8 protein-coding genes and 4 pseudogenes are annotated in these 12,708 nt (G+C 43.7%); 4 read left to right on the forward strand and 8 right to left on the reverse strand.

Features of this window, described 5'->3' with window-relative positions:
• Nucleotides 1–13: 13 nt before the first annotated feature.
• Nucleotides 14–784, reverse strand: a complete 771-nt coding sequence (locus tag JGK07_RS16670) for a hypothetical protein (RefSeq protein ID WP_293225180.1) — start codon at nucleotides 782–784, stop codon at nucleotides 14–16.
• A 182-nt stretch (nucleotides 785–966) separates the two neighbouring features.
• Between JGK07_RS16670 and JGK07_RS16675 the strand changes: the two genes are divergently transcribed.
• A complete protein-coding gene (locus JGK07_RS16675) occupies nucleotides 967–1,224 on the forward strand; it encodes a hypothetical protein (protein WP_293191573.1) in 258 nt (85 codons plus the stop codon).
• 616 nt (nucleotides 1,225–1,840) lie between these two features.
• Nucleotides 1,841–2,455: a hypothetical protein gene (locus JGK07_RS16680; protein ID WP_293177058.1), complete on the forward strand. Its 615-nt coding sequence runs from the start codon at nucleotides 1,841–1,843 to the stop codon at nucleotides 2,453–2,455.
• Between the two features lie 444 nt (nucleotides 2,456–2,899).
• On the opposite strand, the gene JGK07_RS16685 is transcribed toward JGK07_RS16680, so the two are convergent.
• From JGK07_RS16685 to JGK07_RS16710, 6 genes and pseudogenes are all read right to left on the reverse strand, one after another.
• Entirely contained in the window at nucleotides 2,900–4,288 is a 1,389-nt protein-coding gene (locus tag JGK07_RS16685) for a UDP-glucose/GDP-mannose dehydrogenase family protein (RefSeq protein ID WP_293177056.1), read from the reverse strand.
• A gap of 201 nt (nucleotides 4,289–4,489) precedes the next feature.
• Nucleotides 4,490–5,008: pseudogene (locus JGK07_RS16690) on the reverse strand (NAD-dependent epimerase/dehydratase family protein); the annotation flags it as partial.
• A gap of 135 nt (nucleotides 5,009–5,143) precedes the next feature.
• Nucleotides 5,144–5,794: pseudogene (locus tag JGK07_RS16695) on the reverse strand (LAGLIDADG family homing endonuclease); the annotation flags it as partial.
• Between the two features lie 195 nt (nucleotides 5,795–5,989).
• A pseudogene (locus JGK07_RS16700) lies at nucleotides 5,990–6,424 on the reverse strand (GDP-mannose 4,6-dehydratase); the annotation flags it as partial.
• A gap of 640 nt (nucleotides 6,425–7,064) precedes the next feature.
• On the reverse strand, nucleotides 7,065–8,012 hold the full coding sequence (locus JGK07_RS16705; protein ID WP_293177054.1) for an NAD-dependent epimerase/dehydratase family protein: 948 nt from the start codon (nucleotides 8,010–8,012) through the stop codon (nucleotides 7,065–7,067).
• A 134-nt stretch (nucleotides 8,013–8,146) separates the two neighbouring features.
• Nucleotides 8,147–8,545 (reverse strand): annotated as a pseudogene (locus JGK07_RS16710) (glycosyltransferase); the annotation flags it as partial.
• 278 nt (nucleotides 8,546–8,823) lie between these two features.
• Here JGK07_RS16710 and JGK07_RS16715 point away from each other — a divergent pair.
• Entirely contained in the window at nucleotides 8,824–9,174 is a 351-nt protein-coding gene (locus JGK07_RS16715) for a DUF433 domain-containing protein (RefSeq protein ID WP_293177052.1), read from the forward strand.
• Complete coding sequence (locus tag JGK07_RS16720; RefSeq protein ID WP_293177050.1) at nucleotides 9,152–9,511, forward strand: DUF5615 family PIN-like protein; 360 nt, start codon at nucleotides 9,152–9,154, stop codon at nucleotides 9,509–9,511. The genes JGK07_RS16715 and JGK07_RS16720 overlap by 23 nt, the downstream gene beginning before the upstream one ends.
• A 104-nt stretch (nucleotides 9,512–9,615) precedes the next feature.
• Here JGK07_RS16720 and JGK07_RS16725 read toward each other — a convergent pair whose 3' ends face one another.
• A complete protein-coding gene (locus JGK07_RS16725) occupies nucleotides 9,616–12,333 on the reverse strand; it encodes an ATP-binding protein (protein ID WP_293225182.1) in 2,718 nt (905 codons plus the stop codon).
• Nucleotides 12,334–12,708: the final 375 nt, after the last annotated feature.

The raw sequence follows: 12,708 nt of genomic DNA on the forward strand, positions 1-12,708 counted from the left end.
ATCGATATGTTATCTATATTCGTGTGGGTTCGTAAAAAAAATCTGGAATGGAAACAGTTATTTTTTCCAAGACTGCCCTTTGATATACATAATAAGCAACAGCAAGATCAAGGATTCCCATACCAAATGGCGAATATACGGTTGGCTTGTGTATGTCTAAAGTGAGTTTTCCTTGAATAAGTTGATCGATAGTTCCTGTAACAAAATCTCGGTTTCCAACTTCTTGCTCGGTAAGATGCAAAGATGTTGCAGATTTTAAACAGTGATCTACATCATCGACAATGTTGTTTGACTCAAGAATAATTTTTGATGATAAATCTCGCAAAGATAAATGCAAAATAATTGGATTGTGGGAAAAGACACTAATATCGTCAATATATGGTGCATCAGCCGTTGTAGTAAAACTAATCAAATCACAAGATGAAATCAGGTTTTCTTTGGTCGATGAGATTTGAACTTCCTTGATTCCTCTCTCTTGAGCATACTCTTTCATCGCCATACTGTACTCATCAGCTAAGTCAAACAAATCTAGTGCAGATATTGTCCAACCAGTATTTAGCAAAAATTTCAAGACATAACGAGCAATTAGTCCGCATCCAACAATCCCCAATCTTTTGACTGTTTTTGGTTTGATAAGATTTTGGGCTGCTAAAACTGCTGAAGCGGCGGTTCTAGAAGCACTTATAATCGAGCCTTCAAGACAGGCTATTGGATATCCAGGGGGAACGCATCTTATTGAAGACTGTTCGCCAGTGGTGAGTATATTTTGACATAAATTCACCATGCTTAGAAGCTACAGAGACGCTTTATAATGACTTTTGTAAGAAAACAGTAATTGATTAATGGTGGTTTTTAGGTTTCTGCTAATTTTGAGACAATAAAAATATTACAGTATCCGCTCAATAATTCGGGGTAGCAGAGGAAAAAAAGTAAGCAGAGTGCACAAAGTGTTATAAAATAGGACACATGACGCCAAAGACTATTTCACAAGACAAGTCATCCTCCAATATACTGCAAACCATCGACCCCTCAGGTATTGCAGACCAATCAATGCGTCAGACAGTAGAACTCTTACTGAACCTCATAGAACAATTACAATTAAAAGTCAAAGACTTGGAGTCAGAGAATCAACGGTTGAAAGATGAAAACAACCGATTGAAGGGAGAACAAGGAAAACCAGACATCAAAGCCAACTCCAAAGGATTCAAAAGTCAGCACTCATAGCGAAAAAGAACGAAAAACGCCAACCAAAAAAGCACAAAAAAGGCAGTAAAAACGCCACAATTAAAATAGATCGAGAAGAAATACTAGAATACCCCACAGACCAACTGCCAGCAGACGCAGAATTTAAAGGATACGAACAAGTAATCATCCAAGATATCAGCTTGGCAACCGACAACATATTGTTCCGTAAACAGAAATATTACTCACCCTCACTCCGAAAAACTTATGTAGCAGAATTACCAATGGGCTACGAAGGAGAATTTGGACCAGGAATCAAAGCCTTAATCATCAGTTTGTACGCTAGGGGGTAATATGACGATGCGGTAAACTACTGGAGTTTTTAGCCGATCTAGGTATTTCCATCTCAGCAGGTTATTTATCCAACCTGCTAATCAAAAACCACTCCGGTTTTGAAACCGAGAAAAAAGAAGTTTATGATTCAGGACTAGCGAGTAGCCCCTGGCAACACTTCGACCAAACAGGCGCACGTGTAGCTGGAGTAAACCATACCACCAATATCATCTGCAACCCTTTATATACAGTATACTTCACAACAGCGAATAAAGACAGACTGACTGTCCTGAGAGGATTACAGCCAGGACGAGAACTAAAATTCATGCTCAATCCACTGATATTCTCACTAATTGAGGACTTCAAAATCCCGGCTAAATGGCAGAATGCTCTCAAGCTATTACCCCAAGAAACGGTGTTGGGTGAGTCAGAGTTTAATCACCTACTTAATAAGTATGTACCCAAACTGGGTGCTCAACAAGTTACCAGGATTAGGGAAGCAGCAGCTATTGTTTTCTATCATCAGCAAACTGATTGTCCAGTCGTACAAACTCTTTGTTGTGATGATGCTCCGCAATTCAAGTTAATCACTGCTGATAGAGCATTATGTTGGGTGCATGAGGGAAGGCATTACAAGAAGTTAAGCCCGGTATTCCATTGCCATCAAGTAATTTTAGGGAAATTTATCGAAGATTTTTGGGATTATTATCGGGAATTATTAGCTTATAAAGATGTTCCCAGTCCTGAAGCTGCACTGCTTTTAAGGTCGAAATTTCGGCGGCTTTTTGAAACTCCAAGCGGCTATGAATTGTTGGATGAACGCAAACAATTAACTGCGACAAAAGTATCGGAGTTGCTGAGGGTTTTAGAGCACCCTGAATTACCTTTACACAATAATCCCGCTGAGTTAGCTGCCCGAACTTGCTGTGCAGCGACGTAATATTAGCTATGCAACTCAGACGATTGAGGGTACGAGGGCATGGGATACTTTTATGTCTCTTGTTGCTACTAAGGAGTCAGTTGGGAATCAGTTTTTAAGGGTTATGTGCGCGACCGAATTTCTCAACTTGGAATTATTCCCTCTCTGTCCACTATTATTCGCGAAAAATCTTCTCTTTATCCCTTGGGCTTGTCTTGGCAACTAGATTAACTGCTACCCCTACTTATTGAGCCGATACGTACGTATGTATGTTGATGTAGACCTTGGCAGGGCTCTCGCATGAGGACAAAAAAATGGTTGGCGATCGCGATCTACTGTCGCCCTCATGCGAGAGCCCCTACATAATACATATTTTGTTCTTTTTGTCAAAATATTCTACTGTACCGACGCTCTAGGTGCGCAATGCGCACCTTACAGGATAGAGGTTATCCTCCAAACTCTTTCTTATCTTCCAATCCCGACATATTGGAAACCAGCCGCTTCTAAAACCTTCTTATCTAAGAAATTGCGGCCGTCAATCATCACCGCATGAGCCATCAATTTGCCCATTTTATCGTAATCTAAATTACGAAACTGTTCCCAGTCAGTCACCAACACCAAAGCATCGCAACCGTCAGCCAATCTTTCCGCATCGGTTTCCACCAAAACTCCCGACAAACCGTGACGCATCCCAGTTTGAGAAACAATCGGATCGTAAGCTTTAACTTTCGCTCCCAATCTGTTTAAATTCTCGATTAAATTCAGGGAAGGAGCATCCCGCAAATCATCAGTATCCGGCTTGAAAGTCAAACCCAAAAGTCCGATTGTTTTGCCTTTAAGAATCTTCAAAACTTGCTGCAACTTTTCAATCGCAATCGAGCGCTGGCGTTCGTTCACTTCCACCGCCGCTTTCAGCAAATGCGCTTCATATCCGTAATCGTCAGCAGTGTGAACTAAAGCCGAGACATCTTTGGGGAAACAAGAACCGCCCCAACCAATGCCAGCCTGCAAAAACTTACTACCAATTCGCGAATCTAAACCGATACCTTTCGCTACTTGGGTAACATCTGCACCGACTCGATCGCAAATATTAGCAACTTCATTAATAAAGCTAATCTTGGTAGCCAAAAAAGCATTAGCTGCGTACTTAATCATTTCTGCGGAACTGATGTCAGTCATCACCACAGGTACCACAGGCAAAGACGGATTTTCTGCAAACTTGCGATCGACAATTGGTGTGTATAATTGTAGCATCAGATCCATCGCCCGCTGAGAGTTGCTGCCCAGAACAATGCGATCGGGATTAAACGTATCGAAAACAGCACAACCCTCGCGCAAAAACTCTGGATTGCTAACCACATCAAAATCAGCACCAATTTTTGCTGCTACTTCCTCACCCGTAGCGCCCTCACCGCTTTGAGCTTTTTGACGTTCAGCCAAACCATCTAATACAATCCTCCGCACCCAATCTCCCGAACCGATGGGTACAGTTGATTTGTTTACGATCACTTTGTAATCGCCGTCGAGGTGAGCGCCAATGCCGCGCGCCACCGCTTCCACGTAGCGAGTATCGCTTTCCCCAGTGGGCAAAGGAGGCGTCCCCACCGCAATGAATAAAATCTCCCCATGAGCCACTCCTGCTGCTAAATCTGAAGTAAATTCTAAATTTCCCGATTGAGAAGCAGAGGACATTAATTCAGACAGTCCGGGTTCAAAAATAGGTGACTGTCCCGATTTCATTAATTTAACTTTTTCTTCGTTGTTGTCTACACAAATGACATGATGTCCGATGTGGGCCAAGCAAGTGCCGGTGACTAAGCCAACGTATCCTGTACCGATGACGCAAACACGCATAGAAATGTCCTCAAAGTTAGTAAACAGTTGACAGTTGACAGTTGACAGTTGACAGTTGACAGTTGACAGTTCTTATTAGTCAGATGGCAGGCAGATTGAGGAAGCAAAAGGGAATAGGGAATAGGGAATAGGGAAGAATGAAGAATTAAGAAGTAAAAATACTCCCCCTCTCCTCCTCTCCCCCTCTATCTCTCCCTCTCTCTACTTTTGGTTTCCCTCGATGCGATCGCGAAAATCTTTCACAGTTAACTCTAAACCTTTATCCAGCGGCACAGTTGGTTCCCACCCCAACCAATTTTTAGCAAGAGTAATATCCGGTTGTCGCTGTTTTGGATCGTCTTGTGGCAGCGGTTTGAAGATGATTTCCGCCCCTGGATTAATCATATTTTGAATTTTCTGTGCTAACTCCAAGATAGTGTATTCGCCGGGATTCCCCAAATTCATCGGCCCGATTTTGTCGCTATTCATCAACCGAATAAATCCTTCCACCAAATCGGAAACGTAGCAAAAACTCCGGGTTTGGGAACCGTCACCGTACACAGTCAGCGGCTCATTCCGCAAAGCTTGCACAATAAAATTGCTGACTACTCTGCCGTCATTTTCCAACATCCGGGGGCCGTAGGTATTGAAAATTCGGACAACTCGAATGTCTACCCCATTTTGGCGGTGGTAGTCAAAAGATAGGGTTTCAGCTACTCGCTTCCCTTCATCATAACAGTTGCCACAAAACGCTGCCTTGCCGTTGCGGCGGACGCAGATTACGTGATTTTTAACATTGACACAATAAACATTTCCCGCATAACGAACTGGTTCGGGAGTTACGAGATTTGCATCTTTTGGAGGGCGAATATTAACGCGATAAAGATCGCGACCGATTGCATGATTGACTACCGTTGCTGCATAGCCGCAGCGCATTGCTAACTCTTGTACGTCATCAGCCAATTGCTTTGATTTAGTGTAATAAGCGTAGGCATTTCCTTTTTGAGAGCCATCTCCCAATATCAAAGCTTTGAACAAAATTAATGACTGTCGCTGAGACAGATTTAGGTATTCTCGCGGTATGTATTTGTCACCAGACTTGCCCAGAGGCAGCAAAATTTCTGCTAATTGTTTGCTGCAAATCCGAAATTGATGGTCGTCGGAGTCAAAAAACTTGAAAGGAGTCCGCTGGAGACACTCTGCTATTGCTGTCCGTCCTTCTGGATTTACTTGAGCGATTAATATGTTGTAATCAGCAATATCATAATCGCAACCGTTAACGACTCGCGCTCGCCTGCGGACGTGAACGCAACCTTCGGAAATGTAATAACCCAGAAATTCCAGCCAATCATCCATCCGCACCCGTTCGACATTTACTTTAGCATTGCGCGGCGGTTCTCCTAATTCAAACCATTCTTGTTCTGCCGCTAAAAATTCTGCTCCCGTGATGGCTCTTTGATGGTGCCAATATACATCTGTATCGGCTTGGAGAAAGTTCAATTTACCAGTGCGGTTTTTGACATACATCCAGTGATTGGGAGTCACACAAAAATCAAATTTAGAATTGGCAAATCGGAGCAAGTTACCCACATAAGGCTGCACGATATGCTCGTCAGGAACGTGATATTCAATCTGATTGTCTGGATTGAGAGTTGCTACGCGAACTCCCGGCTGTAAGTTAGGAAAAGGAACCCAACCGTTTTCTGTCAAAATTTCAGTATTCTCGTCGTAACAACTGCGAATACCTATACAATTAACGTTACCGCGATAGTCTTCTGTTTGGGGATGGACATCTGGATCGCCGTAAACTTCTGATGTGGAAGCCAGAAAAAATCTGGCCTTCACCCGTTTCGCCAATCCCAACATATTCATCGTGCCGATGACGTTTGTTTTAATTGTCTTGACAGGATTGTACTGATAGTGTATTGGGGAAGCTGGACAGGCCAGATGGTAAATCTGATCTACCTCTAACCGAATCGGTTCCGTGATGTCGTGGCGGATCAGCTCAAAATAGGGGTTGTCCATCCATTTGAGGATATTGCGCTTAGTCCCGGTGTAAAAGTTATCCAGGCAGACTACCTCGTGTCCTTGGGCCATTAAGCGATCGATCAGATGGGAACCGATAAAACCCGCACCGCCTGTGACTAAAATTCTCATGGGGGAAACTGCCGTTCTGTTTAGAGGGTAAGACTGTGGTACAACAATTCAGTCGATCGAATCAAACTTGTTAATACAATAACAAAATATCGATCAACAATGTAAAGACTTATCCGCAACCTGGATCAAATCTTTAATTAACTTAGCATTGTCAGAATATATGCAACAGATTGCGAGCTAGACTGGAGCTAACCTAGTTAATTTTACTTACACTTCTATAATTCCGAAAAAATACTGTTGACATTATCTCCACAGTGACTATATAATTATAAATCTTAATTTTTGGTGCCATTTTTAGTTAACAAACATTAGTTAGCAAACGAAAGATAAAGTCCTTACTATAAACTTAATAATGACTAAAGTCCTGACTACAAACCTAATAATTTTGCAACAATTATGAAAGTTGGTATAACTCCACGAAAAAAACATCACACCGAGAAACCGGGTTTCTCGGTGCGATCATATCCAGTAGCTTCATCCCTCATTGGATTTGATATAGCAATCCTAAATCATTTGCACAATTGTTGTAGGGCTCGAACCACGTTCGGTTGCCCGATAGATAGGGTAGGCAAAGAAAGGTACTACCCTACAAATTTATCTTAATTATTTAGGATTTCTATATGAGTAAGTTAAGCACACTCTAACCGTACAAAGACTGTACCCATTCCCATTCTTGCCTCAATCCTTCTCTCAAAGACACCTGTGGCTGATATCCCAAGATTTTCTGAGCTTTCGATGCGTCAGCGCTAGTATCTCGTGCATCTCCTTTGCTCGATTCTAGGTAATTGATGCGAATCGGGCGATCGACAATGCTTTCCATCGTCTGAATAACTTCCGCCAAAGCAACTCGACTTCCCCCTCCAATATTAAATATTTCCCCGACAGATTCCGGCACTTTAGCGGCAGCTAAATTAGCGGCAACGCAATCGCTGATAAAAGTAAAATCTCGGGTTTGCTGTCCGTCTCCGTAAATTGAAATCGCTTCGCCGCGCAAAATTGACTTAAAAAATATGTGAAATGCCATATCGGGACGCTGGCGAGGCCCGTAAACGGTGAAATAGCGTAGGATGGTTGCGGGAACGCCAAAATTGTGATGATAAAGCGAAGCCAAACGTTCAGCAGCTAATTTGGTAATCCCGTAGGGAGAAACTGGTTGAGGGCAGGCAGTTTCGGAAGTAGGAAAAGTTTCAGCATTGCCGTACACCGACGAAGACGAAGCCAATACAAACTTTTTCAGTTGCGGTGCATCTTTGGCGGCTTCTAGGAGTACCTGAGTTGCATTGATATTGCGTTCCGTATAGCTGCGGAAACCGTATCCCCAACTAGCACGGACTCCTGCTTGGGCTGCTTGGTGGTAAATGACTTCTGCATTTGCTAATAGCGGTTTCCAATCCAAAGATAGGATATTACCCTCAATTAGTTTAAAATTTGGATGTTTTTCAAAATGAGCGAGATTTTTTCTCTTTAATTCGGGATTGTAGTAATCGTTGACTTCATCAACTCCGATTACTTGTTCACCTTGGTTTAAAAGAGTTTCGACTAAGTTAGAGCCGATAAAACCTGCCGCGCCTGTAACAATATTACTCATGGGTTGATTGTTGATTGTTGATTGTTGACTTCAGCATATAAAGCCTCGTATTGCTTTGAGGATATGTGGCAGGTCATAATTAACCATATTTTCTCGTCCGCGCTTGCTCATATGTTGAGCTTCCTCTGGATGGTCTAAAATCTATGCCATTGCTGTGCTATTCCGTTGATATCTCCCAACTTTACCAGCAAACCATTGCCATTTTCTAATAAATCACGAGTGCCTCGAATTTCTATACCGATGACGGGGACTTCGATGCAGAAAGATTCCATGACGCAATTAGGAAGCCCTTCTTGAGAGGAAGCAATCAGAGTAGCTACTGAGGCACGAATCAAAATGGGGATATCTCGTCGCAAGCCCAAAAAATGTACTTGCTTTTGAATTCCTAATTCTGATGCTAGTTCTCGCATTTCCTCCAAAATTATGCCATCTCCGACCAAAGCTAAGTGTACTTGAGGTCGAGCTAGTTGGGCAAATGCCTTGAGAATATTGCCAGGGCGCTTGCGGGGAATAAATTCAGCCACCGACAAGAATAAAGGGTTTTCCGACTATAGTCATGGGCTGGAGATGAAACATCGGGGGCGATCGCGAGGGATTGCCCCTAGGAAATGCTAGAAATAGAGTTGCTGAGTTTTTGCCACCTGTACCAGTTGGGTCAGTATTGTGCAAAAAGTGCGTGCGATCGCATATCTGATTTGGTTTAGGCTAAGACAGAAAGGGCGATCGCAGCCATACCTCGCTAGAATTAAAAGTGGAATTATAGTAAAATTATAGTTAGCAGTACGATCGGCTAAAAAGGAAGGATTAAACTGTGCAACTAGAAGAATACTTCAACTTTCTAGCACCTGATGACATTCGCCTGAAAGATTCGCGGATTGGAATTGAAACTATCCTGTACGAGTACATTTATCGTGCTCGCACCCCAGAGGAAATTGCCAATATTTACACTTCGCTGAGTCTAGAACAAGTTTATGCGACCATTCTGTATTATCTTCACAACAAAGAATCTGTGAGCAATTACATCGCTGACTGGTTGGAATGGGGACGCAGAATGCGAGAGGAACAGCAGCGAAACCCGTCGCCTGCGGTGCGGAAACTGATGCAGTTAAAGGCAGAAAGAGAAGGCAAAAAGGCGAAAAATGCTCAAATATCTCATGGATGAAAATGTTAATCCAGTTTATATTAACCAACTGCGCCGGCGGGAATCAGATTTGATAATTCGGGCTGTGGGAGAACCGGATACTCCTCCCAAAGGTACGTTAGATCCAGAAATCCTAATTTGGTGTGAAGTACATAACTTTGTGCTGCTGACTAATAACCGCAAGTCAATGCCGGTACACTTAGCGGATCACATTGCCCAAAATCGCCACATACCCGGTATTTTTATCTTCAACCCCGATATGGGTATTGGGGAGACACTGGACGAGTTGATTGTGATTGCGGGAGGTTCTTTTGATGGGGAATATCAAGACCAAATTATTCACTTGCCAATTCCTTGAATTCGTTGAGGCTTGGGTTTTCACAAAGTCCGATCGCCCTTGTGTGAAAAACAGCAAGATACGCGCGTGCGTAGCTATCCTGTAGGGAATCGCCATTCCCGATTTTAGTGGCTTCCTCCCAATGACATCTGAACCCAGCGGCGAAATAGTTCCACAGCAATACAGTAGCAACCATTAATTTCTTTAACAACATCGTGGCGTTCCAGAGTTTTTAATGCTTCCTGTAAACTTGTTTCATCCATCCCTATTTCTGTACTCAGCCTGTCGAAATTCATGCCTTGTAAGTGAGGTGCTAATGCTGTTAAAATCTCTTGTTGTCCCGGTGCGCCTTCCGCTGCTTGACCCCAAACTCCTGTAAAATAGTAGCGACCTCTGGTGAAAAATTCCGGGTCATTGATGACTGTTTCTACATCTTCTACGGTAAACATTGGATCGCGGGGGCGTCCCATTTCAAATACTCGATCGTTGTAGTGGCGTACTAACAGGAATCCTACCAGTTGCGTGAGGTAGGGTTGGCCGTGAGTTAGTTCATAAATGCGATCGAGTGCTTCGGGTTTATAGTCTAGGATAAAGTCATCATCGGGATTGGCTAAAACTTGGCGAGTTGCACCTAGACTCAGGAAACCAACTCGGATGGGGATAATGCTAGCAAAAAGAGGATTGAAATAATCTGAGGTCATTTCATGCAAGGTGTGTAAGCCGGCAAAAGCTAAGGCAACTTTAGAACTCATTTGCAGTATTCCTCGCAAAAAGCCGATAAAATCTGGATTGATTTTCCCAGCCTTAATCAATTCTTCAATTTTTTCAAACTCGTCTAAAGCAATGATCAATCCACCTTCGATATTTGCTACTACTTGTTCGATGTAGCGTCCAAAAGTGAGATAGGGTAAATCGAGTAAATCGCGATCGGCTGGAGGTGCAATCTTGACCGTTTTGGCAATGGCATCGGTGATGAATATTAGTAGTTCGCCGACTCCCTCAGAGCAATCTCCCACCCGCAGCAAATTGACATAAGCCACCTGTACCTTTGCTCCTAAGCAGTTGGTAGCATTTAACAAAATCGAAGTTTTCCCCATCCGCCGATGACCGTAGAGAGCCACAGATTGCAGGTTATTTCCCTTTACCCACAATTCCTCTAGCTCTCTGATGATATCTTCGCGGCCGACAAATAGATTGCCTTGGACTGGATCGCCAATTACATAGGGATTAGTGACCGGTTGAGTAATTGAAATATCTCCGATTTTACCTGTGACTTGCAGTAATATATCTACCCATTTTATGACTATTTTAAGGATTAAAATTCTTTCAGTTTTTGGTATGATATTTGACTGATTTAAGAGAGTTCCAAGCTGACCTAAGGCTCGGTTGAGGGCAAGGGAACGGGCAGAACGAGATACGCTATTCTGGACGACTTGAACATCGGCAATTACCCGTCGTAGAGAAGCAATTGCTTGCCAAGTAGTCTCGCGCAGCCGAGGTGGATTTGGGGAAGGTGGCAGTTGCAGGGAAGCAATTTCGGCTAGTTCTGCTGTTTGGTCAAAAGCGGTGAGAATTTGCGCTAAGGTAAGCATCTCCTCTCCATAAAGCAAATCTCGCACTACAGTAAAAGCTTCTGTAGCTTTGTCTGGTTCTTGTTGATGGAGATACCAGAAACCAGCAGCAGAGGCACGGGCAGGAGTATTTAAACGTATTTCTGTTTGAAATCGAGCTTGAATTTGCTGTTTCCAAGGTGCGATGATGAAAAAACCTGCTACTACTTTTGACTTCATTACTTCACTGAGAGAAACTGAGGCAAAACGCACTAAATTCCAATCATAAGGATCTTCTGATAATTGAGCGACTCGATAGATCAGTTGTTCTTTTGGGGTCTCTGCTAGCACGCGATTTATAGCTTTAACAACTGGGATAAACTGAAGGGTAAATTTTAGTAGTTCGTTAGTGTTATGCAATCCTGTTTGCCAATCCAGCCTCAGCCAATTAGCTATTTGAGAAGACAGGTAGGGAAGGGGAAGTGGGGTAATGTGAGGAAATTGTCTATTTTGGTGTTGACGCTGGAGTAGAGTGAACGGTACAGCGAAAAGCCAATTTTCAGGACGTGCGATCGCCACGGCTGACGCCACGCCGAATCCCACGCCCAATGCCACGGCTGACGGTACGCCCCACTCCACTGCTGACGCCACGTCCCACCCCATGCCCCATACCACGGCTGACGCCACGCCCCACATCACGCCCAGCCCCACGCCGAACATCACGCCCCACCCCACGCCCCACATCACGCCAAACCCAAAACCTGACCTGATCAGAACTTCCAGGACTAACCCCACACCTAACGTCACGCCCATCACCACCACTGACGCGACGCCTGATGTCGGGACTGATGCCAGGACTGGCCCCACGACTAACACCACGGCTGATGCCACCCCTGACGCCACACCTAACAACAGGACTGATCCCACTAACACCACCCCGAACATCACACCCAACCCCACGGCGGACGCCACGTCCCAATCGATAGAAATGCCTATTTCCCCCAAAAGTCTACTCAAGCCTATAAGGATAACAATGATTAACACCAAGGCTTGTAGAATTAACTGACGCTGGACAGCATTTTGACGCAACCATTCCCACTTTTCTCGCCAGCTTTTGGCATCTTTTAAGCTAGATTCACCACCAAAGGTAGACTCATACCACCGCAAAGCTTGAGGGAAGTAAAACACCCAATATAATAATCGCAGGTAGTCTAAAGGATTCCACAAAGAAAGAGGACGTTTCAGTTTAGGAGCTAAATCTAAGCGAGGAATAGGGGGATGGTTTTGACTCATAAATAGGTGGGTATGAATGAATTTAAATATGGGTGATTAAGTATCGTATCCAGTAAATCAACCACGATTCTTGTAGGGGCGGGTTCGCCAACCATTCATGACAAAAATCAACAATTTCCTAAACCCGCCCCCACCCCACCAACCAAATAAATGTACCGCGAATTTATTGGTAAAATGTGAATCTTGGCTGGGGAGGGCAGGTTTATGAGATTGTCTGTTTTAGCCAATTATTGTTGGTGAACCTGCCCCTACGAGATAAATGTGAATATAAATCTCGGCTGGGGAGGGCAGGTTTTTGAGATTGTCTGTTTTAGGCGATTATTGTTGGTGAACCTGCCCCTACGAGATATTGGATTGTGCGATCGCATATCTATC

The organism is Microcoleus sp. PH2017_24_DOB_U_A, from assembly GCF_020738205.1.
Taxonomy (GTDB): Bacteria; Cyanobacteriota; Cyanobacteriia; order Cyanobacteriales; family Microcoleaceae; genus Microcoleus.